21 protein-coding genes are annotated in these 20,360 nt (G+C 60.2%); 14 read left to right on the top strand and 7 right to left on the bottom strand.

All coding sequences use genetic code 11. The features are described 5' to 3' along the window. The first annotated feature begins 55 nt into the window (after positions 1 to 55). On the top strand, positions 56 to 973 hold the full coding sequence (locus tag D1646_RS15535) for a LysR family transcriptional regulator (RefSeq protein ID WP_160637348.1): 918 nt from the start codon (positions 56 to 58) through the stop codon (positions 971 to 973). Here D1646_RS15535 and D1646_RS15530 read toward each other — a convergent pair. The 3 genes from D1646_RS15530 to D1646_RS15520 form a co-directional block, all read right to left on the bottom strand. Then, entirely contained in the window at positions 963 to 2,138 is a 1,176-nt protein-coding gene (locus tag D1646_RS15530) for a pyridoxal phosphate-dependent aminotransferase (RefSeq protein WP_160637347.1), read from the bottom strand. The two genes, D1646_RS15535 and D1646_RS15530, sit on opposite strands and share 11 nt — an antisense overlap. Before the next feature lie 96 nt (positions 2,139 to 2,234). Beyond that, complete coding sequence (locus tag D1646_RS15525) at positions 2,235 to 3,470, bottom strand: glycerate kinase (protein WP_160637359.1); 1,236 nt, start codon at positions 3,468 to 3,470, stop codon at positions 2,235 to 2,237. Between the two features lie 7 nt (positions 3,471 to 3,477). After that, entirely contained in the window at positions 3,478 to 4,440 is a 963-nt protein-coding gene (locus tag D1646_RS15520) for a D-2-hydroxyacid dehydrogenase (protein WP_160637346.1), read from the bottom strand. A gap of 296 nt (positions 4,441 to 4,736) precedes the next feature. Between D1646_RS15520 and D1646_RS15515 the strand changes: the two genes are divergently transcribed. From D1646_RS15515 to D1646_RS15490, 6 genes are all read left to right on the top strand, one after another. Beyond that, the gene (locus tag D1646_RS15515; protein WP_160637345.1) at positions 4,737 to 6,068 is read left to right on the top strand and encodes a dicarboxylate/amino acid:cation symporter; all 1,332 of its coding nucleotides are present in this window, start codon (positions 4,737 to 4,739) and stop codon (positions 6,066 to 6,068) included. 32 nt (positions 6,069 to 6,100) lie between these two features. After that, complete coding sequence (locus tag D1646_RS15510) at positions 6,101 to 6,829, top strand: allophanate hydrolase subunit 1 (RefSeq protein WP_347565233.1); 729 nt, start codon at positions 6,101 to 6,103, stop codon at positions 6,827 to 6,829. A 2-nt stretch (positions 6,830 to 6,831) separates the two neighbouring features. Beyond that, positions 6,832 to 7,860 (top strand): biotin-dependent carboxyltransferase family protein, encoded by a 1,029-nt coding sequence (locus tag D1646_RS15505; RefSeq protein WP_160637343.1) that lies wholly within the window; start codon positions 6,832 to 6,834, stop codon positions 7,858 to 7,860. Between the two features lie 42 nt (positions 7,861 to 7,902). Next, positions 7,903 to 8,664, top strand: coding sequence for a 5-oxoprolinase subunit PxpA (locus tag D1646_RS15500; protein WP_160637342.1), 762 nt, complete (start codon positions 7,903 to 7,905; stop codon positions 8,662 to 8,664). Positions 8,665 to 8,993: 329 nt separating this feature from the next. Further along, entirely contained in the window at positions 8,994 to 9,755 is a 762-nt protein-coding gene (spo0A, locus tag D1646_RS15495) for a sporulation transcription factor Spo0A (RefSeq protein WP_160637341.1), read from the top strand. 113 nt (positions 9,756 to 9,868) lie between these two features. Next, a complete protein-coding gene (locus D1646_RS15490) occupies positions 9,869 to 10,111 on the top strand; it encodes a TIGR03905 family TSCPD domain-containing protein (protein ID WP_160637340.1) in 243 nt (80 codons plus the stop codon). A gap of 52 nt (positions 10,112 to 10,163) precedes the next feature. Here D1646_RS15490 and D1646_RS15485 read toward each other — a convergent pair whose 3' ends face one another. Both D1646_RS15485 and D1646_RS15480 read right to left on the bottom strand, forming a co-directional pair. After that, positions 10,164 to 10,535: a VOC family protein gene (locus D1646_RS15485; RefSeq protein ID WP_160637339.1), complete on the bottom strand. Its 372-nt coding sequence runs from the start codon at positions 10,533 to 10,535 to the stop codon at positions 10,164 to 10,166. A 13-nt stretch (positions 10,536 to 10,548) separates the two neighbouring features. After that, positions 10,549 to 11,808 (bottom strand): chloride channel protein, encoded by a 1,260-nt coding sequence (locus D1646_RS15480; RefSeq protein ID WP_160637338.1) that lies wholly within the window; start codon positions 11,806 to 11,808, stop codon positions 10,549 to 10,551. 169 nt (positions 11,809 to 11,977) lie between these two features. Here D1646_RS15480 and D1646_RS15475 point away from each other — a divergent pair, with 169 nt between their 5' ends. After that, complete coding sequence (locus D1646_RS15475; protein WP_347565232.1) at positions 11,978 to 12,880, top strand: hemolysin family protein; 903 nt, start codon at positions 11,978 to 11,980, stop codon at positions 12,878 to 12,880. 37 nt (positions 12,881 to 12,917) lie between these two features. Here the strand turns inward: D1646_RS15475 and D1646_RS15470 are convergent, their stop codons facing one another. After that, on the bottom strand, positions 12,918 to 13,103 hold the full coding sequence (locus D1646_RS15470; RefSeq protein WP_160637337.1) for a ferredoxin: 186 nt from the start codon (positions 13,101 to 13,103) through the stop codon (positions 12,918 to 12,920). Between the two features lie 65 nt (positions 13,104 to 13,168). Continuing rightward, the gene (locus D1646_RS15465) at positions 13,169 to 14,503 is read right to left on the bottom strand and encodes a serpin family protein (protein WP_160637336.1); all 1,335 of its coding nucleotides are present in this window, start codon (positions 14,501 to 14,503) and stop codon (positions 13,169 to 13,171) included. A gap of 211 nt (positions 14,504 to 14,714) precedes the next feature. Here D1646_RS15465 and D1646_RS15460 point away from each other — a divergent pair, with 211 nt between their 5' ends. From D1646_RS15460 to D1646_RS15435, 6 genes are all read left to right on the top strand, one after another. Then, on the top strand, positions 14,715 to 14,957 hold the full coding sequence (locus D1646_RS15460) for a ribosomal L7Ae/L30e/S12e/Gadd45 family protein (protein WP_160637335.1): 243 nt from the start codon (positions 14,715 to 14,717) through the stop codon (positions 14,955 to 14,957). 102 nt (positions 14,958 to 15,059) lie between these two features. Further along, positions 15,060 to 15,485, top strand: coding sequence for a 30S ribosomal protein S12 (gene rpsL, locus D1646_RS15455; RefSeq protein WP_160637334.1), 426 nt, complete (start codon positions 15,060 to 15,062; stop codon positions 15,483 to 15,485). Positions 15,486 to 15,696: 211 nt separating this feature from the next. Continuing rightward, the gene (gene rpsG, locus D1646_RS15450) at positions 15,697 to 16,167 is read left to right on the top strand and encodes a 30S ribosomal protein S7 (RefSeq protein WP_120396256.1); all 471 of its coding nucleotides are present in this window, start codon (positions 15,697 to 15,699) and stop codon (positions 16,165 to 16,167) included. Between the two features lie 15 nt (positions 16,168 to 16,182). Beyond that, on the top strand, positions 16,183 to 18,288 hold the full coding sequence (gene fusA, locus D1646_RS15445; RefSeq protein ID WP_160637333.1) for an elongation factor G: 2,106 nt from the start codon (positions 16,183 to 16,185) through the stop codon (positions 18,286 to 18,288). A gap of 118 nt (positions 18,289 to 18,406) precedes the next feature. Then, on the top strand, positions 18,407 to 19,609 hold the full coding sequence (tuf, locus tag D1646_RS15440; RefSeq protein WP_160637332.1) for an elongation factor Tu: 1,203 nt from the start codon (positions 18,407 to 18,409) through the stop codon (positions 19,607 to 19,609). A gap of 64 nt (positions 19,610 to 19,673) precedes the next feature. Beyond that, positions 19,674 to 20,240: a hypothetical protein gene (locus tag D1646_RS15435; RefSeq protein WP_160637331.1), complete on the top strand. Its 567-nt coding sequence runs from the start codon at positions 19,674 to 19,676 to the stop codon at positions 20,238 to 20,240. Positions 20,241 to 20,360 lie beyond the last annotated feature (120 nt).

Here is a 20,360-nt window from a genome sequence, read left to right as displayed (position 1 = left end):
GATAAACAATCATTTATAATATATAAAAAGTGAATATTTAAGGAGGTAGATATTTGTGGATTTGACCGACGTAGAGATGTTTCTCACCATTGTGAATACCAAAAGCATTTCCAAGACCGCTGAGACCCTGTTTCTCTCCCAGCCCACCATCAGCCACCGGCTCAAGGTGCTGGAAAAGGAGCTGGATTTTTCCCTCATCACCCGCAGCAAGGGATTTAAGCAGATCGAGCTGACTCCGGAGGGGATCGAGTTCATCCCCATTGCTGAGCGGATGCTGTCCCTCTGGAAGGAGACCCGCCTGTTGAAGCGAAGCCGGGACCGGGTCCTGCTGTCTGTGGGCTGCACCGACAGCGTGAATGTGGCCCTGCTGGCCCCCTTCTACCGGGAGCTGATGGGTCCGAACTCCATTGTGGACCTGGACGTACGCACCCATCAGTCGGCGGAGCTGTACGGGATTTTAGACAACCACGACATTGACGTGGCATTTGTCTTCTACCACCTGTACTACAAAAACATCATCTGCAAGCAGGTGTTTCAGGAGAAGTTTTATCTGATCCAGTCTGCCAAGCCGGCGGTGGACAAGCCCCTGGTTCACACGGAGGAGCTGGATGCCGCCCGGGAGATTTTCCTCAAGTGGGACGACCCCTATCAGCTGTGGCACAACCAGTGGCTGACCAACTACTCCCGGCCCTGTGTGTCGCTGGACACCATGACCCTGGCCCGCAGCCTGTGGCAGGACGAGGGGGCGTGGATGGTGGCGCCCGAGTCGGTGGTTTACGAGATGGCCCGCTTCCGGCCCGTCTATGTCAGTGAGCTGAAAAACCCGCCGCCGGACCGGTGCTGCTACAAAATCACCCACCGCTTCCCTTTGGTCACCAGCGAGCCGGCGCTGGAGTATTTTGAGGAACAGCTGGAGCTGTACTTAGAGCAGCTGAAGTTTGACATCCCCGTAGGAGAGGTGTTCAGCCTTTGAGCTGAGCGATGGCCTTCTTGATCCGCTCCATGGCCTCCACGATCCGCTCATAGCTGCACGCGTAGGACAGGCGGATGTAGCCCTCACCCTCGGGGCCGAAAGCGGAACCAGGTACAGCGGCCACCTTGGCGTGCTCCAGGATGTAGTCGGCCACCTCGGCGGAGCTCCGGCCCAGGGACTTGATGTTGACGAAGATGTAGAAAGCTCCACCGGGGGTCTTGCAGCTCAGGCCGTCAATGGCGTTGATGGCGGACACCGTGTAGTCCCGGCGGCGCTGGTACTCCTTCACCATCTCCTGCACGTCGGGCTCAGCCTTCTCCAGGGCGGTGATGCCGGCCTCCTGAACGAAGGAGGGGGCGCAGGTGTTGATGTAGGCGTGGACCCGCACCATGGCCTTGATGAACTCCACCGGGGCGGCCACGTAGCCCAGACGCCAGCCGGTCATGGAGTAGCACTTGGAGAAGCCGTTGAGGGTTATGGTCCGCTCCTTCATGCCGGGCAGGGCGGCGATGCTCACATGCTTGGCCCCGTCGTACACCAGCTTCTCGTAGATCTCATCGGAGACCACAATCAGGTTGTGCTTCTTGGCGATGTCGGCCAGCTTTTCCAGTGTCTCATAGGACTGAACCACGCCGGTGGGGTTGCCCGGGGTGTTGATGACCAGCATTTTGGTCTTGGGGGTTATCAGGCTCTCGATCTGGTCCAGGTCGATCTGGTAGTCGTTCTCCTCTTTCAGGGCGTAGCTGACGGGCACCGCGCCGAAGAAGTGGGGGACGTGGATGTAGTTGAGCCAAACCGGGTCGGGGACCAAAATCTCGTCCCCTGGCTCGGTGAAGGCGGCCACGGCGGCATAGGTGCCCTCGCCCACGCCGATGGTCACCAGGATCTCCTCGGCCTTGTAGTCCACGCCGTTGTCCCGCTTCAGCTTGTCGGCAATGGCCTGGCGCAGCTCGGGGGTGCCGTAGTTGGAGGTGTAGAACACGTTGCCGTTCTCCAAGCTCTTGTAGGCGGCCTGTTTGATGACCTCAGGGGTGTCGAAGTCGGGGCGGCCGATCTCCATGTGGATGACGTCCTCGCCGTTCTTCTGCATCTGGGTCGCTTTCTCCATCATCACACGGATCTCGGAGAAGGGGAGCGCTTCCATTCGGCTGGCAGGATTAAACATAGTTCATTCTCCTTTCAGTTGATATTGACACGATAGCACAAATGTGATTATTTGTAAAATTGATATTTTGTATTTTAATTATTTAAAATCTTTATATCAACCGGCGACCAGGACCACCGCCACATCGTTGACGTTGGTGCCGGTGGGGCCGGTGACAATCAGACCGTCCGCCTTGGCCAGGGCGTGGTAGGCGTCGTTGTCCTCCAGGACCTGGTGGATGGACAGACCCTGCGCCCGGAGCCGGGGGGCGGTCTGGCCGTCCACGATACCTCCGGCGGCGTCGGTGGGGCCGTCGGTGCCGTCGGAGCCCAGGGAGAAGACCAGCACGTTGACCAGTCCGTCAATGCCCTGGGCGGCGGACAGGGCCAACTCCTGGTTGCGGCCCCCCTTGCCGGAGCCGGTGAGCTTGACCACCGTCTCGCCCCCCGCCAGGAAGGCCAGCTTTTTGCCTTGACCCTGGTGGGTGCAGGCGATGGAGGCCAGGAAGGAGCCCGCCTCCCGGGCCTGACAGCACAGCAGGTCGGTAAGGATTACCGGCTCATAGCCCAGCTCCCGGGCGGCCTGGGCGGCGGCGGTACACAGCTCCCGGACGCTGCCGGTGATTCGGGTTTCCACGTTGTCCAGCGCCTTGGGGGTCTCCCGGTCCAGCAGCTCCCGGGCCTGGGGGGTTAGATTCAGGTGGTATTTTTCCGCAATAGCCTGGGCCTGGGCGCAGGTGGACTGGTCGGCGCAGGCAGGACCGGAGGCAATCATGTCCAGGGGGTCTCCTAAAATGTCGCTGAGGACGATGGAGAATACCTGGGCGGGGGCGCACAGCTGAGCAAACCGCCCCCCCTTCACGGCGGACAGCCGCTTGCGGATGGTGTTCATCTCCACAATGTCCGCCCCGCTGGACAGGAGCTGACTGGTCACGTCCTGGAGCTCCTCTCCAGGGATCAGGGGCTGTTCAAACAGGGCGCTTCCCCCACCGGACAGCAGGAAAATCACCGTGTCCCCGGCAGTCAGGCCGGACACCAGGTCCAGCACCGCCTGGGTACCCCGGAAGGAGTTCTCGTCAGGGACGGGGTGCCCCCCCTCATAGCAGGCGCAGCCAGGGATGGGGCCGGAGACGTGGCCGTACTTGGTGACCACCACTCCCTGGTCCAGCCGGGCCCCCAGACAGTCCTGGGCGGCCTTGGCCATCTGCCATGCGGCCTTTCCGGCGGCGGCCAGCACAACCCGGCCGGGGAATTCCCGCCCCTGGAGGGCCCGCTTCACCGCCGCGTCGGGCTGGACCGCCTGAATGGCGGAGGAGATGATGGTTTGGGCGTCGGAACGCAGGCTCATAGCGATCTTCCTCTCAGTTCACAACGTTGACCGGAGCTCCGGTCAGGAAGGCCTTGATGTTGTCCACCGACATATCCATGATCCGGGAGCGGGGCTCCTTGGCGGCCCAGGAGATGTGGGGGGTGATGATGCAGTTCTTGGCCTTCAGCAGGGGATTGTCCCCCTTGATGGGCTCGGTGGACACCACGTCCAGGCCGGCGGCGGCCACCTTGCCGGAGTTGAGGGCGTCGGCCAGGTCCTGTTCCACCACCAGGGGGCCCCGGCTGTTGTTGAGGATGATGACCCCGTCCTTCATCTTGGCGATGTTGTCTTTATTGATAATGCCCTGAGTCTCGGGGAAGAGGGGGCAGTGGACGGCGATGACGTCGGACTTGGCCAGCAGCTCGTCCAGGGAGACATACTCGGCGATAGCCTTTCCTGTGTCGTTGGGGTAGCTGTCGTAGGCGATGACGTTCATCTCCAGGGCCTTGGCGATCTTACCCGTCTGCTGGCCGATGCGGCCGAAGCCGATGACCCCCATGGTCTTGCCCGCCAGCTCAATGAGGGGGTAGTCCCAGAAGCACCAGTCGGCGCAGTGCTCCCAGCGACCGGCGTGGACCGCCTCGTTGTGGTGGCCGATGTGGTGGCAGATCTCCAGCAGCAGGGCGATGGCGAACTGGCCCACCGAGGCGGTGCCGTAGGTGGGGATGTTGGACACGGGGATGTTTTTCTTCCGGGCGGCGGCCACATCTACCACATTGTAGCCGGTAGCCAGTACACTGATGAACTTCACACTGGGGCAGGCGTCCAGGGCGGCCCGGCTGATGGGGGTCTTGTTGGTGAGCACCACATCAGCGTCCCCGATGCGGCGGATGATCTCCCCCTCGTCGTCCAGGGGGGTGCGGTCATACACCGTCACCTCGCCCAGCGCCTCCATACCTGCCCAGCTCAGGTCGCCAGGATTCTCTGTGTAGCCGTCTAATACTACAATTTTCATCAAAATCAACCTCCCATTTTTTGTGCTGCGCGCAGCGGAGGTCCGCCGCGCACCAATTTTGGTATTTATGAGTATAACACACCGAAAAAGTCAGGGCAAATAGATAATTTTTTACAAGAATATTGAAAAATCCAATATTTAGCGAAATGACGAAAATTAGTCGATAGATATAGAAAATGTAAATATTTTACCTTGAAATTATTCATTTTACCAAATGCACTCCTTATGATATACTGTGGTCAGTCGGGCGAAGGACACAGAAAAATATCAAACAAATACAAAAAGGAGTGACCAAAATGGGAGAAAAAGCACGGAAAAATTTTGTGAAACGCATGATTACCGGATTGGTTCTGGGTGTGATCTGCGGCGTTGCCGCCAGTCTGGCCAAGACCTCCATGGCCCCCGAGACCTGGAACGTGATCAACATGATCCTCTTCCAGGACATCACGGTCAGCGCCGGCCGCAGCGCGCTGGGTCTGTTCTATATTGTACAGACCGTCTTCACCAACGCACTGAAGCTGGCCATTGTCCCGATGGTGTTCTTCTCCATCATTATGTCGGTATGCAGCATGAACGACATGAGGAAGCTGGGCCGCATTGCCGGCAAGACCATTATCACCTTCGTACTGTTCTACCTGGTAGCCTGCGTCTTTGCCGCCATCGTCTCTGAAGTCGTCATCGGCATGGGAGTGTACCGGCCCTTCAATGTGGACCAGGCCGCCGCCAGCGTCACCGAGATCGAGACCAGCAACATTCTGGTCACGGTGGTCAACGCGGTGCCCGACAACCTCATCGCCCCCATGACCACCAACAACCGGATGCTGGCCGTCATCACCTGCGCGGTGGCCATCGGCGTGTGCATCGCCTCTCTGGGCAAGGAGATCACCGTGTTCAAGACCTTCTGTGACGAGGCCGCCAGGATCACCCAGAAGTTCCTGGACTTCCTTATCATCACCTGCTCCCCCGTATCCGTGTTCTGCATGGTCACCCGTACCTTCGCCATTTACGGAATTGACCAGGTGAGCAACATCTTCTCCTACATCCTGGTGACCCTTATCGTCCTGGTCATCTACCTGCTGGTGGCCTACCCTGTGGCCATCGGTGCGGTGACCCGCTGCAATCCCTTCATCTTTATGAAGAAGATGATTAAGGTGGCCATTATCGCCTTCGGCGCCGCCGCCTCCGCCCCCGCCCTGCCCCTGAACAAGGAGACCTGCATTAAAGAGCTGGGGTGCAGCGAGGAGATCACCAACTTTGTCCTCCCCGTGGGCATGACCATCAACATGAACGGCACCGCCATTATGCACATCATCGGCGCCGCTTTCATCGCCACCTGCGCCGGCCTGGAGGTGACCCCCATGCACTACGCCACCATGACCCTGCTGGCCATCTGCGCCTCCATGGGGACCCCCGCCATCCCCGCCGCCGGTACTGTGATGCTGTACGCGGTGCTCACCGGCGCCGGCTTCGGCACCGAGCTGTGTACCCTGATTTACTCCCTGATCCTGGCCATGAACAAGCCCTGCGAGATGGTGCTGACGACCCTGAACGTGGTGGGCGACGCCGCCACCACCGTGATTGTAGCCAAGAGCGAGAACGAGTTCGACGCCAAGGTCTACAACAGCTGAGGGGAAAACTGGTTTGGATGGAGGAAAGAGCTGTGTCTGACTACACACTGTGCTATGTGGGCGACCAGGCCCTGCTGGTGGAGTTTGAAAACGAGATCAGCATTGAGGTGAACCAGAAGGTCCGGGCCCTGAAGTACGACCTGGAGCGGAAGAAGATCCCCGGCATGGGGGAGCTGGTTCCCACCTACCGGGCCCTGCTGATCCACTACGACCCGCTGCGGGCGGATTTGGAGCGGTTAAAGGAGGAGGTGAAGACCTCCGCCGCCCGGATGGATTTGACCCACCTGCCCCGGGCCGTGGTGACGGAGATTCCGGTCCTCTACGAGGGGGAGTACGCCCTGGATTTGGAGGAAATCGCCAAACTGGAGAACACAACCCCGGAGGAGATCATCAAAATCCACAGCGGCAGCGACTACTACGTGTACATGCTGGGCTTCGCCCCGGGACACCCCTACACCGCCCGGTTTGAAAACCCCTTCTCCTTCAAGCGGCGGGAGTCCCCCCGGGTCCGCATTCCCGGCGGGAGCATTGTAGTCCAGCTGGCCCTCAGCGATATTATCCCCTTTGACCAGCCCTGCGGCTGGAACATTATCGGCACAACCCCCATTTTGGTCTGCGACTACCGCAAGGAGAACCCCTTTCTGCTGAAGGCGGGGCAGTGGATCCGCCACGTCCCGGTGGACAGGGCGGAGTTTTTGGAGATCAAGCGCCAGGTGGAGCTGGGGGAGTACCAGTGCAGGACTTATGAGAGGGGGCAGTGAGGATGGGCTTTATCACAGAAAATCCCGGCGTGCTGACCACCATTCAGGACGAGGGGCGGTACGGCTATGAGCAGTTCGGTATGTCTCCGGCGGGCCCCATGGATCTGCGGGCCTTCCGCACCGCCAACCTGCTGGTGGACAACGACCCGGGGGAGAGCGCCCTGGAGGCCACCGCGCTGGGGCCGGCTCTGCGCTTTGACCAGGACAACGTGGCGGCGGTGACGGGGGCGGATATGGCTCCGACCCTCAACGGCCGGCCCTGTCCCATGTACCAGGCGGTGGCGGTGAAGGCGGGGGACGTGCTGAGGCTGGGGGCCGCCAAAAGCGGGCTGCGCTCCTACATCGCCTTCGCCGGCGGGCTGGACGTCCCCCAGGTGATGGGCAGCCGGGCCACCGCCCTGCAAAATCAGGTGGGCGGCTACCAGGGCCGCAGGCTGGCCAAGGGGGACGCGGTGGGCTTCCGGGCCCCCAACCCCGGTCTGGCTCTGCCCCGGGTCGCCCCCGTCCCCCCGCCGGAGGGCAAAGAGGCGGTGATCCGGGTGATTCTGGGTCCCCAGGACGATATGTTTACCCAGGAGGGGCTGAACACCTTTCTGTCCCAGCCCTACACCGTGAGCAAGGACTTTGACCGGATGGGCTGCCGGCTGGAGGGGGCCGTCATCGCTCACAGCGGGGACGGCAACATCATCTCTGACGGTATGGTCACCGGAGCCATCCAGGTGCCCACCTCGGGCCAGCCCATTATCATGCTGGCCGAGCGGCAGACGGTGGGGGGCTATACCAAGATCGCCACCGTCATTTCCGCCGACCTGCCCCGGGTTGGCCAGCGGAAGACGGGGGACGTGATCCGCTTCCAGGCGGTGACGGTGGAGGAGGCCCACCAGCTGTGGCGGGCCTTCCACCAGGAGCTGGAGGAGCTGAAGGCGCAGCTGGACCGGCCTCAGCCGTCTCAGCCCGTCCAGCCCGCGATCACCTACCGGGTTACCGTCAACGGCAGGAGCTACCAGGTCCAGGTGGTGCGGCATACATAACGCGGGGGGTGTCCCCCGCGCTGGAAAAAGGAGTGGAAATTGATGTATCAAATCGACTTGAACAGCGATATGGGCGAGAGCTTCGGCGCCTATCGCGTCGGCAACGACGAGGGCATCCTCCCCTACATCACCTCGGCCAACATCGCCTGCGGCTACCACGCCGGCGACCCCATGGTGATGGACCGGGTCGTGAAGACCGCCAAGGCCCAGGGGGTTGCGGTGGGGGCCCACCCCGGCTATCCCGACCTGATGGGCTTTGGCCGCCGGAAGATGGTGCTCAGCCCCGACGAGGTCAAGAACTATATGAAGTACCAGATCGGCGCCCTCTGGGCCTTTGTCCACAGCAATGGGATGAAGCTCCAGCACGTGGCTCCCCACGGCGCCCTGGGCAACCTGTGCCAGTATGACCGGGAGGTGTCCCGGGCCATCTGCGAGGCGGTGTATGAGATCGACCCCTCCATTATGATCTTCTACTGCGCTGGGGCCGTCCTGGGGGAGGAGGCCGAAAAAATGGGCCTGAAGACGGCGGCAGAAATTTTTGCAGACCGGGCCGTCCAGGACGACCTGAACCTGGTCCCCCGGAAACAGCCTGGCTCCATGATTACCGATGAGGATGTGGCGGTGGAGCGGTGCATCCGCATGGTGAAGGAGGGCATGGTCACCACCATCACCGGCAAGGATGTGCCCATCCGGGGAGATACTCTGTGCGTCCACGGAGACGGGGCCAAGGCGCTGGCCTTTGTGGAGCGCATTCGCGAAGCCTTCCAGGAGGAGGGCATCCAAATCAGGAATTTCCAGGGATAAAACGCCTCCCTCCGACGGCGGGTACCGTCGAAGGGAGGGGAGTGCAGTCCGGCAGGACCCGGTATTGGGTTGTCTGCCGGGCTTTTTTAGTTTTCTGGTGAATCAAAGAAAATAGTCGCAGGACCTCGATTAAATGGATATATTTTCCAAATCTGTCTAATTATGCAAGAAAAATATAAATTGATTTTCCAGAAAATTCCATAAAATGACTTGCATATCCTGTCAAGTTATGTTAAATTGTAGATGGCGGGTCGAAATGAACCGGTCAGACACGAAGTCGGGAACTTTTGCCGGCCAAATTTACAATTTTTAGAAAAGGAGACTGTGACATGGAGAGCGTCAAACGGATCATAGTGGCCGACACAGGCATCGAGTTCCGCGGGAGCCTAGTGCGCACCCTGAGGGAGGAACCAGACCTTCAGGTGGTAGGAGAGACAGGAGATGGCCCTGAACTGCTGAGCATGGTGCAGACCCAGAGGCCCGACGCGGTGGTGATGGAAGTGGTCCTCACCGGACTGGACGGGTTGGATGTGCTGGATGAGCTGGCCAAGGAGCAGAACCGCCCGCGGATTCTGATTCTGTCCAGCTATATCAAGGGCGGTGTGGTGGATATGGCCGCCGCCAAAGGGGCGGACTTTTACATGACAAAGCCCTGCCGCCTCTCCTCGGTAGCGGAGCGGCTGCGGCAGGTGATGACTCCGGGGGGACTGGAGCCGGAGCGGGACAGCGGCTCCAGCCTGGAGACCCAGGTGACCGCCATCATCCACGAGGTGGGGGTTCCCGCCCATATCAAGGGCTATCAGTATCTGCGGGAGGCCATTATCATTGCCGTCAACGACATGGATGTAATCAACGCAGTGACCAAGGTGCTCTATCCCGAGATTGCCAAGCGCTTCGGTACCACCGCCAGCCGGGTAGAGCGGGCCATTCGCCACGCCATTGAGGTGGCCTGGGACCGGGGCGACCTGGAGACTCTGCAAAAGTACTTTGGCTACACCGTCTCCAACGCCAAGGGGAAGCCCACCAACAGCGAGTTTATCGCCATGATTGCCGACCGTCTCCAGCTGGAGCGGCGGAAACGGAATCAGTAAGGGTCTTCCAGTTTGCTGAAGGGCTTGCTTTTTCGCCTTGAATCTGTTATATTCTTTCCGTACAAGCCGCTCCCTCCCGGGGAAGCGGCGGCAGAAAGAGAGGCGTAATTAAAATGACCATTCAGTATAAGCCCCAGGGGGTCTGTTCCAGAGCGTTTGAGATCCAGGTGGAGGATGGGATCATCCAGTCCGTCCAGGTGGTGGGCGGCTGTGACGGCAACCTGAAGGGACTGTCCTCCCTGCTGAAGGGGATGAAGGTGGAGGAGGCCATTCAGCGCATGGAGGGCATCCGCTGCGGCGGGAAGCCCACCTCCTGCCCCGACCAGATGGCCCAGGCGCTGAAAACCGCACTGTAACACAAGACCCCCGCAGCCAGGCCGGCTGCGGGGGTTTCTTGTGGGCGGAGGGTCAGGAGCGGGCGGGGACGATCTCGATCCAGTAGCCGTCGGGGTCGCTGATGAAGTAGATGCCCATGGACGGATTCTCAAAGCAGACGCAGCCCATAGCCTTGTGCTTCTCGTACAGCGCGTCGTACTCATCGGTGCGGAAGGCCAGGTGGAACTCACACTCTCCCAGGTTGTAGGGCTCCTTCCGGTCCCGGAGCCAGGTCAGCTCCAGCTGGAAATCGCTGCCGCCCTCATCTCCCAGGAAGACCAGCTTGAAGGAACCGTCCCCAGCCTCCTTCTCCCGCAGGGGGGTCAGATTCAGCGCCTCCTTGTAGAAGGCCAGGCTCCGGTCCAGATCCAGCACATTGAAGTTGAAGTGGTAGAAGGTCGTCATAGTCATTTCTCCTTTAGTTGGCTTTTTTATCGACCCACTCCAGGGTGAGCTTGGAGTAGATAATTTTCTGCTCGCTGTACAGTCCGTAGTAGCCAGACAGCATATAGGATACCCCGCAGCACAGCGCATACAGGGGCAGGCCCTGGCTGCCGAAGAGCTCAAGGGCCAGCAGGATGGAGCTGAGGGGGCAGTTGGTGGCCCCGCAGAACAGCGCCGCCATGCCCAGCGCCCCGGAGAAGCCGTGGGGCAGTCCCAGCATGGGCCCAACCCAGGTGCCGAAGGCGCAGCCGGTGAACAGCACGGGGACGATCTCGCCCCCCCGGAAGCCCGCCCCCAGGGTCAGGGCGGTGAAGATGATTTTCAGCAGGAAGGCCTCCGGGATGGTGTCCCCCGCCAGCAGACGGCGGATGACCGCGTCCCCCGCGCCGTTGTAGGTCTGATCTCCCACCAGGAGGGTCAACACCAGCACCAGGACGCCCCCCGCCATGACCCGGAGGATGGGATTGGGCAGGTATTTGGCGTAGAGCTTGGGGACCCTGTGCATCACCACACAGAAGAAGATGGACAGCACCGCGCACAGCATCCCCAGGGCGGTCGCCTGGAGCATGGGCAGCGGGGCCAGGGAGAGGGCGTCGTGAATGCGGTAGCCCGGCGTCAGGTGCAGACCGAACCCCTGGGCCACCAGCAGACCGGTGAAGGCGGATAACAGGCAGGGGACCATGGCGGCGTAGTACATCCGCCCCACGGTGACCACCTCCATGGCGAAGAGGGCGGCGGTGAGGGGAGTCCCGAACAGGGCGGAGAAGGCGGCGGCCATACCGCACATCACCACCGTGCGCTCGTCCCGCTCGTTCAGGCGCAGTTTCTTGCCAATGGCGGCGGAGATGGAGCCGCCCAATTGGAGGGCGGCTCCCTCGCGGCCGGCGGAGCCCCCCAGCAGGTGGGTGAGGATGGTGGACAGGAAGATGAGGGGGGCGGTGCGCAGCTTCAACCGCTCCGCGTCCCGGACGGCGGCCAGTACCAGATTGGTGCCCCGGTCCTTCTCCATGCCGCAGACCCGGTACAGCAGCACAATAGCGGCTCCGCCCAGGGGCAGCAGCCAGATGATCTGGGGATGCTCTGCCCGTACCTCGGCGGCGGTGTCAATGCCCAGATGGAAGGCCACCGCCACCAGGCCGACAATCACGCCGATGATACAGGAGTACAGCAGCCACCTGATAAAAATCAGGCCGTAGGTCAAGCTGCTCCTGGTCCGCTCCCACAGCTGAGACATTGCAAATCCGCCCCTTTCCCGTCTCTATGAGAAGAGTATACCATATCCCGGGAAATTTTGCACGTCAAATTCTCATTTCCTTAGAAAACTGAGCGGACCCCTTGCCAGGCCTGGTTTTTTGTGCTATGATGCAGGCGTAAGTCTGAATTTGCCTAAGGGGGTTATACCTGTGGACGAGGGCCAAATATGGCTTGTGCTCTTTGGAATCAGTCTGTGCGTCAACGGCGTTCTGCTGCTGTGGCGGCCTGTGCTCAAGCTGCTCCACCGGAAGGACCAGGTGTCGGAGGACAACATTATGGCCATGGTGGAGGAGGGCGAGGAGTCCGGGGCTATCCAGAGCAACGAGAAGGAGTTTATTGAAAACGTCTTCGAGTTTGACAACACCACGGCGAAGGACGTTATGGTTCACCGCACCGACATGGTCACCCTGCCGGTGGACGCGGAGGAGAAGGACATTCTGGATGTGATCCGCCAGTCGGGCCTGTCCCGCTTCCCGGTGTACGGGGAGGATGCGGACGACATTGTGGGTATTTTGTCGACCCGGGATTACCTGCTCAACTTCCATAACAGCCAGCCTCAGCCGCTGAAGGAGCTGCTCCGCCCGGCCTACTTTGTCCCTGAGACGGTGGCCGCCGACGTGCTCTTCCGGGATATGCAGGGGAAGAAGACCCATATGGCCCTGGTGGTGGACGAGTACGGCGGCACCAGCGGTCTGGTAACCCTGGAGGACCTGCTGGAGGAGCTGGTGGGCAACATCTATGACGAGTTTGATCCCCAGGAAGAGCAGGAGATCATCCAACTGGAGGAGGATCGCTGGCGGGTGTCCGGCTCTGCGGACCTGGAGGAGCTGGCCGAGGCCATGGGCTTTGAACTCCCCGAGGACGAGGAGCGGGATTACGATACCCTGGGCGGGCTGGTCTTCTCCCAGCTGTCCGTCATTCCGGAGGACGGCAGCCGTCCGGCGGTGGATGCGCTGGGGCTCCATATCCAGGTGGAGGAGCTGTGCGAACGCCGGGTGGAGTGGGCGCTGGTGGAAAAGCTGGAGCCGGAACCGGAGAAGAACGCGGAATAAGTACATATGAGGATCCCCGCCAGAGGCGGGGATCTTTTTATCGCACCTCAATGGCGCTGACAGGGCAACTGTCGGCGGCGGCCTGGACCTGATCGGCCAGATCGGAGCCCACCTCCGGAGAGAAGGCGGCAGCGGTACCGCCGTCAGTCATAAAGAACTCGTTGGGGCAGGTGGAGACGCACAGGCCGCAGCCGATGCAGTCTCCATTGACATGAACTTCCATGGGAATACCTCCTTCACAATGGTCACAGGAGAGTATGCCCCTAAACATCGTGCTTATTCAGCGCCCTATTCGTAGGTCCCCAAAAACAGGGGGACGCCGGTTTGCAGATCGATGATGCCGTAGAGGAAGGGCCGGTCCAGAATGAGAGTGACGCCCTCCTGGGGAGGTTCCGCACCGCCGCTGTTGGCTTCCACCACCGTAGCGGCGGCGGCCTCGGTGCCCCTCTCGTTGACCTCGATTTTCGCCGCGTGGATCACCTCGGAGATCCAGTAGCCGACTTCGCTGCTCCCCAGGTTGGAGAAGTCGGCGGCCCCGGGGAGAAAGGCGTCCTCCAGCCCCATTTGGGACAGGATGCCGGTGAGATCGCCCTTCCACTCCGCCGTGAACTTGGGCATGGCAAAGCGGAGGAACAGAGTATCCTCCCTGAAGTCGGTGAGCCGGGACAGGTCCTCCCCGTCCAAGTTGTGCAGCCACTCCCCAAAGTTATAGTCGCAGTCTGGGTACACGTCAGGCAGGAGGGCGAAGAAGGCCAGCCGCCCGTCGTCGTAGGGCAGTACAACCCCCTGAGCCCCCTCTCCCTTGAGATAGGACAGCTCTGTGTCGAAATGCTGTAAATACTCCGCCCGGGAGTCAGGGCCGCCGGCGTGACGGAAGTCCATCTCATGGGTTGCCAGAGGGTCAAACTCCCTCTCCCACTTGTTTTTTAAGTAGAGGGCGTTTACCAGCACACAGGCGGTGTCCTCCTGGAAGGGCTGGTCAATGATCTCCGGAATCAGCTTGCTGGTCTTGTCCGAGACCCAGTTATTTACGTCGTCCACAGTACGGAGGTCGGACAAATCCGCTTCATAGATTTGCGCGCCGTAGCCCCCCTGGCATTTAGAGGCGAACTCCTCATAGATGCCGCCGTTATGGTCTTTCCAAAGACTGTTGGCGATATTAATCCGGGTAGAGCCGCCCAGAGTGCAGCAGTCCCCCGCCAGCTGAGCCCAGGCGGCGTTGATCTCGTCCATGTCCGCGCCGTCCCCCAGCACCGCCTGAAATTGAGCCAGGGTGTCCCCGTCCGCCCCGTTGGCCGTCATGGACAGGGCCATTGCCGCGGAAAAGGGGGAGACCAGGGTTGAGAAGGGGATGTGGCTCATGCCGCTGGACATAGCAGCTTCCCCGCTGGCTGTCCGGGTCTGTTTCAGCAGCTCCAGGCCGAAATCAGCCAGGGCGGCCTCTACACGGGGACTGGAGGCGGGGAGAAACGCCTGACTTACCAGCTCGGCAAAGGGCTCCAGGGGCGGCGGGGTAAAAGAGCTGCCGCCCGGGCCGAAGGCGGGGTCAGACGTTCCGGAGCACCCGGCCAGCAGGGACAGGCCTAGGGCGCAGGCCGGGAGCAGGGCAGGGATTCGTTTCATAAAGAGTCCTCCTTTTTCGATTGGGTTACCATTATAGACGAAAACCGGGCCGCCCAGTTGCGCAATTTTGAAGTTTTTTTGAAAGGATTCGGTGAAAATCTCCTTGACGGGGAGACAGCGGGGTGATATAATACCGTTTCGTGGCGGTAGGGGTATTGTGCCCTTTTACCCGATGAAATTCCCCGGCAGGGGAGGAGGAGGGCGCGCCAAGATGATCCAGGAATTGGCCGGTTCCAATAAAGTGGTTGGGGCCAAGCAGGTCCGCCGCGCGCTGCGGGACGGACGGGCCGCCAGGCTGTATATGGCCGTGGACGCCGATCCCAGGCTGCTCCAGCCCCTGGTACAGGAGGCGGTGAACCGGCAGATCCCGGTGAGCCAGGTGCCCTCCATGAAGGAGCTGGGCGCCTCCTGCGGCATCGCCGTGGGGGCCGCAGTGGCGGTTTTGCTGAAATAATTTCCATTTTTTCGGTTTTGACAGAATAAGGAACCCCTTATTTTGTTAAAATATATATCACGCCCCACAGGGGCAGAAATCAGGAAAGGAGGAAACCCATTCATGCCTACTTTTAACCAGCTGGTGCGCAAGGGCCGCACAATGGCGGCGTACAAGTCCACCTCCCCCGCTCTTCAGCACGGTCTGAACACCCTGAAGAACCGGAGCACCGACCTGCCCTCTCCCCAGAAGAGAGGTGTCTGCACCGCCGTGCGTACCTCGACCCCCAAGAAGCCCAACTCGGCCCTTCGTAAGATCGCCCGTGTGAAGCTGACCAACGGGATGGAGGTCACCGCCTATATCCCCGGCGTGGGCCACAATCTCCAGGAGCACTCCGTGGTGATGATCCGCGGCGGTCGTGTCAAGGACCTGCCCGGCGTGCGCTACCACATCATCCGCGGCACTCTGGATACCCAGGGCGTCAACGGCCGTATGCAGGCCCGCTCCAAGTACGGCGCCAAGCGTCCCAAGGCCGGCAAGAAGAAGTAAAATTACAACAGGGCGCGGCAATTCCGGCGCGCCGTCTTCCGGGCTCTGCGCCTGAGAAGAGAACTGAACTGCATTGTGCGTTTGCGCAAGGCACCCCGCCTTGCCCGACGTTTGCCATATATATGGGTAGACCTCGGACAGGCATTACACAAATCCCGGCAGGGGTTTGAGTACCTATGATTTCTATATTATTAAGAAGGAGGGAAGCAAAGTGCCCAGAAGAGGAAATGTACCCAAGCGGGAGATTTTACCCGACCCGCTTTACAACTCCGTCCTGGTTACCAAGCTTACCAACAGCATTATGCTGGATGGCAAGAAGGGCGTGGCTCAGAAGGTCGTCTACGGGGCCTTTGAGATCATCAAAGACAAGACCGGCAAGGAGCCTATGGAGGTCTATACCCAGGCCCTTGAGAATATCATGCCTTCCCTGGAGGTCAAGGCCCGCCGCGTGGGCGGCGCCACCTATCAGGTGCCCATCGAAGTCCGGCCCGAGCGCCGGCAGACCCTGGGTCTGCGCTGGCTGACCACCTATGCCCGCAACCGGGGCGAGAAAACTATGAAAGAGCGGCTGGCCGGTGAGATCATGGACGCCGCTAATAACACCGGCTCTGCCGTGAAGAAGCGCGAGGACACCCACAAGATGGCTGAGTCCAACAAGGCGTTTGCTCACTACCGCTGGTAACAAAGGAGATTCCGTATGCCTAGAAAAGTTTCTCTGGAGAATACGCGCAACATCGGCATTATGGCCCACATCGATGCGGGCAAGACGACCACCACTGAGCGTATCCTCTACTACACCGGCGTCAACTACAAGATCGGCGAGACCCACGAGGGTACCGCCACCATGGACTGGATGGCCCAGGAGCAGGAGCGGGGCATTACCATTACCTCCGCCGCCACCACCTGCTACTGGACGGGCACTAAGACCCAGTTCCCCCAGACCCGGATCAACATCATCGACACTCCAGGCCACGTGGACTTCACCGTGGAGGTGGAGCGCTCCCTGCGTGTGCTGGACGGCTCTGTTACCGTCATGTGCGCCAAGGGCGGCGTAGAGCCCCAGTCCGAGACCGTTTGGCGTCAGGCCGACCACTATAAGGTCCCCCGCATGATCTATGTCAATAAAATGGACATTATGGGCGCCGACTTTTACCACGTGCTGGACATGATCCACGACCGGCTGAAGTGCAACGCCGTGCCCATCCAGCTGCCCATCGGCTCTGAGGAGACCTTCAAGGGCATCATTGATCTGGTGGAGATGAAGGCCGATATCTACTACGACGACCTGGGCAAGGATATGCGTGTGGAGGAGATCCCCGACGATATGCAGGACCAGGCTCAGGAGTACCGCTCCAAGCTGCTGGACGCCTGCGCTGACATCGACGAAGAGATCATGATGCTGGTGCTGGACGAGCAGCCTGTGCCCGAAGATATGATCCGCAAGGCGCTGCGCAAGGGCACCATCGACAATCTGCTGGTTCCCGTGGTCTGCGGCACGTCCTACAAGAACAAGGGAGTTCAGAAGCTGCTGGACGCCATTGTGGACTATATGCCCTCTCCTCTGGACATTCCCGCCATCCAGGGTGTCAACCCCGATACCGAGGAGGAGGACTCCCGTCCTGCCGACGACAACGCTCCCTTCTCCGCCTTGGCCTTTAAGATTGCCACCGACCCCTATGTGGGCCGCCTGTCCTTCGTCCGGGTCTATTCCGGTATGCTGAACACCGGCACCTCCGTGCTGAACAGCACCAAGAAGCAGAAGGAACGTATTGGCCGCATCCTCCAGATGCACGCCAACCACCGGGAGGATATCGAGACCGTCTACTCCGGCGATATTGCCGCCGTCATCGGCCTGAAGAACTCCACCACCGGCGACACCCTCTGCGACGAGAAGCACCCCATCATCCTGGAGTCCATGGAGTTCCCCGAGCCCGTCATTCGGGTTGCCATCGAGCCCAAGACCAAGGCCGGCCAGGAGAAGATGGGCATCGCCCTGATGAAGCTGGCCGAGGAGGACCCCACCTTTAAGACCTACACCGACGAGGAGACCGGCCAGACCATCATCGCCGGCATGGGCGAGCTCCACCTGGAGATCATCGTGGACCGTCTGCTCCGCGAGTACAAGGTGGAGGCCAACGTGGGCGCACCCCAGGTGGCCTACAAGGAGACCATCACCAAGAGCACCGAGCAGGACACCAAGTACGCCCGCCAGTCGGGCGGCAAGGGCCAGTACGGCCACGTCAAGATCCGCGTGGAGCCCAACGAGCCCGGCGCGGGCTACGTCTTCGAGAACGCCATTGTGGGCGGCGCCATCCCCAAGGAGTATATCCCCGCCGTGGACGCGGGCATCCAGGGGGCCATGCAGGCCGGCGTGCTGGCCGGCTACCCCGTGGTAGACGTGAAGGTGACCCTGTACGACGGCTCCTTCCACGAGGTGGACTCCTCTGAAATGGCCTTCAAGATTGCCGGATCCATGGCCTTCAAGGAGGCCTGCCGCAAGGCCGGCCCCGTGCTGCTGGAGCCCCTGATGAAGGTGGATGTTATCGTGCCCGACGACTACCTGGGCAACGTCATCGGCGACCTGAACAGCCGCCGGGGCCAGATCCAGGGCCAGGAGAACCGCACCGGCGCCACTCAGGTGGATTCTCTGGTGCCGCTGGCCAATATGTTCGGCTACGCCACCGACCTGCGGTCCTCGACCCAGGGCCGCGGCCAGTACTCCATGGAACCCCACAGCTATGTGCAGATCCCCAAGAATATCGCCGAGAAGATCGTGGCTGAGCGCGGCCGCAATCAGGACTGATTTCTGAGGAATCTAAAAAATAGGGTTGCAATTATGGACGAAATAGGATAGAATATCCACAATACGTCTATACCCACCCACCAAGCAGTATTACTGTAATATAAGGAGGAAAATTCCAATGGCCAAGCAAAAGTTTGAGCGTACTAAGCCCCATGTCAACATCGGCACCGTCGGTCACGTCGACCACGGCAAGACCACTCTGACTGCCGCCATTACCAAATGGCTGGCTTTCCAGGGCAAGGCTGACTACACCGACTACAGCTCCATCGACAAGGCCCCTGAGGAGCGCGAGCGCGGCATCACCATCAACACCGCCCACGTGGAGTACGAGACCGAGAAGCGGCACTATGCCCACGTGGACTGCCCGGGCCACGCCGACTATATCAAGAACATGATTACCGGCGCTGCTCAGATGGACGGCGCGATTCTGGTCATCGCCGCCACCGACGGCGTTATGGCTCAGACCAAGGAGCACATCCTGCTGGCCCGTCAGGTGGGCGTGCCCGCCATCGTGGTCTTCCTGAACAAGTGCGACCAGATGGACGACCCCGACCTGCTGGAGCTGGTGGAGATGGAGGTCCGTGAGATCCTGACCTTCTACGAGTTCCCCGGCGACGACATCCCCATCATCAAGGGCTCCGCTCTGAACGCTCTGACCTGCGAGTCCAACGACCCCAACAACGAGGAGTACGCCTGCATCAAGGAGCTCATGGACGCCGTTGACGAGTATATCCCCAATCCTCCCCGCGACGACTCTCTGCCCTTCCTTATGCCTGTTGAGGACGTGTTCACCATCTCCGGTCGCGGCACTGTTGCTACCGGTCGTGTGGAGCGCGGCCAGCTGAAGGCCGGCGAGACCGTGGACATCGTGGGCCTCCAGGAGGAGAAGAAGTCCACCGTCGTCACCTCCATGGAGATGTTCCGCAAGACTCTGGACTTCATCGAGGCCGGCGACAACGCTGGTTGCCTGCTGCGCGGTATTGCCAAGACCGACATTGAGCGCGGCCAGGTTCTGTGCAAGCCCGGCTCCATTCATCCCCACACCAAGTTTAAGGGCCAGGTTTACGTCCTGTCTAAGGACGAGGGCGGCCGTCACACCCCCTTCTTCAACAACTACCGGCCCCAGTTCTACTTCCGTACCACCGACGTGACCGGCATCATCACCCTGCCCGAGGGCACCGAGATGTGCATGCCCGGCGACAACGTGGACATGGACGTGGAGCTGATTACCCCCATTGCCATTGAGAACGGCCTGCGTTTCGCCATCCGTGAGGGCGGCCGCACCGTGGGTTCCGGCGTGGTGATCGGCATCAACGAGTAATTTTCACCTTACAAGAAGGACGGGCTTCGGCCCGTCCTTTTATCAAAGAGAAGGAGGAATTACCATGGGAGATACAAGAGAGGTCAGTAATGGCCTGCACCTGATTTATCTGGGAAATGTTGTGGCAATTATCGCCGCGCTGTGTATGCTGCTCGCCATTTTGGTGCCGCTGCTGGCGGTTTTGATTATATTTGCGGTCCTGATAGGCGGGATCATCTCTCTGGTGGGGCTGGCTAGGCTGCGCGACCTGCACGGGGACTACATGATTGCTCTGATTGCGACCATAGCAGGGATTGTTTGCTCCCTGCTGGCCAACAAAGAGACCTTTTTCGGGAGCTTTATGAACCTGGCCCAGTCAGTCTGCAGCCTGCTCCAGCTCTATTTTGTGGTCAGAGGGACCAACAGCTTCCTGACAGAACGGGGCTTTTACAGTCAGGCCGCCATGGGCGACCGGGCCTGGAAGTGGCAGGTGATATCAATTGTCATCAACGTGGCGGCTTTTTTGCTGATTATTACCGTTATCCTTCTGCCGCTGGGCTTTATCCTGACGCTGGCCAATCTGGTGGTGTCCATTATTGCCCTTGTGTTCTATTTGACCTATCTGAAGGCCAGCGTTGAGGCGCTGAGATAATATCCCTTCCATAAAGAGGTATGCCGGCGGCATACCTCTTTTATTGTATAAAGAAAACCACTCGCTAGGCGAGTGGTTCAAAAAAAGCCTTATGGCGATGATGTAAACAAGAAAACTCCC

This window comes from Pseudoflavonifractor sp. 60, from assembly GCF_009911645.1.
In the GTDB taxonomy this organism is placed as follows: Bacteria; Bacillota; Clostridia; order Oscillospirales; family Oscillospiraceae; genus Lawsonibacter.
Note: the sequence above shows the minus strand (reverse complement) of the source record. Positions and strands in the feature narration are given on the sequence as shown.

What these genes read in the sequence shown, in the direction of transcription:
- fusA (WP_160637333.1), top strand. Translation starts at nt 16,183, where the DNA reads ATGCCTAGAAAAGTTTCTCTGGAGAATACGCGCAACATCGGCATTATG.
- tuf (WP_160637332.1), top strand. Translation starts at nt 18,407, where the DNA reads ATGGCCAAGCAAAAGTTTGAGCGTACTAAGCCCCATGTCAACATCGGC.
- D1646_RS15435 (WP_160637331.1), top strand. Translation starts at nt 19,674, where the DNA reads ATGGGAGATACAAGAGAGGTCAGTAATGGCCTGCACCTGATTTATCTG.
- D1646_RS15480 (WP_160637338.1), bottom strand. Translation starts at nt 11,808, where the DNA reads ATGTCTCAGCTGTGGGAGCGGACCAGGAGCAGCTTGACCTACGGCCTG.
- D1646_RS15520 (WP_160637346.1), bottom strand. Translation starts at nt 4,440, where the DNA reads ATGAAAATTGTAGTATTAGACGGCTACACAGAGAATCCTGGCGACCTG.
- D1646_RS15505 (WP_160637343.1), top strand. Translation starts at nt 6,832, where the DNA reads ATGGGCTTTATCACAGAAAATCCCGGCGTGCTGACCACCATTCAGGAC.
- D1646_RS15470 (WP_160637337.1), bottom strand. Translation starts at nt 13,103, where the DNA reads ATGGAAGTTCATGTCAATGGAGACTGCATCGGCTGCGGCCTGTGCGTC.
- spo0A (WP_160637341.1), top strand. Translation starts at nt 8,994, where the DNA reads ATGGAGAGCGTCAAACGGATCATAGTGGCCGACACAGGCATCGAGTTC.
- D1646_RS15530 (WP_160637347.1), bottom strand. Translation starts at nt 2,138, where the DNA reads ATGTTTAATCCTGCCAGCCGAATGGAAGCGCTCCCCTTCTCCGAGATC.
- D1646_RS15465 (WP_160637336.1), bottom strand. Translation starts at nt 14,503, where the DNA reads ATGAAACGAATCCCTGCCCTGCTCCCGGCCTGCGCCCTAGGCCTGTCC.
- D1646_RS15485 (WP_160637339.1), bottom strand. Translation starts at nt 10,535, where the DNA reads ATGACGACCTTCTACCACTTCAACTTCAATGTGCTGGATCTGGACCGG.
- D1646_RS15500 (WP_160637342.1), top strand. Translation starts at nt 7,903, where the DNA reads ATGTATCAAATCGACTTGAACAGCGATATGGGCGAGAGCTTCGGCGCC.
- rpsL (WP_160637334.1), top strand. Translation starts at nt 15,060, where the DNA reads ATGCCTACTTTTAACCAGCTGGTGCGCAAGGGCCGCACAATGGCGGCG.
- D1646_RS15460 (WP_160637335.1), top strand. Translation starts at nt 14,715, where the DNA reads ATGATCCAGGAATTGGCCGGTTCCAATAAAGTGGTTGGGGCCAAGCAG.
- D1646_RS15515 (WP_160637345.1), top strand. Translation starts at nt 4,737, where the DNA reads ATGGGAGAAAAAGCACGGAAAAATTTTGTGAAACGCATGATTACCGGA.
- D1646_RS15490 (WP_160637340.1), top strand. Translation starts at nt 9,869, where the DNA reads ATGACCATTCAGTATAAGCCCCAGGGGGTCTGTTCCAGAGCGTTTGAG.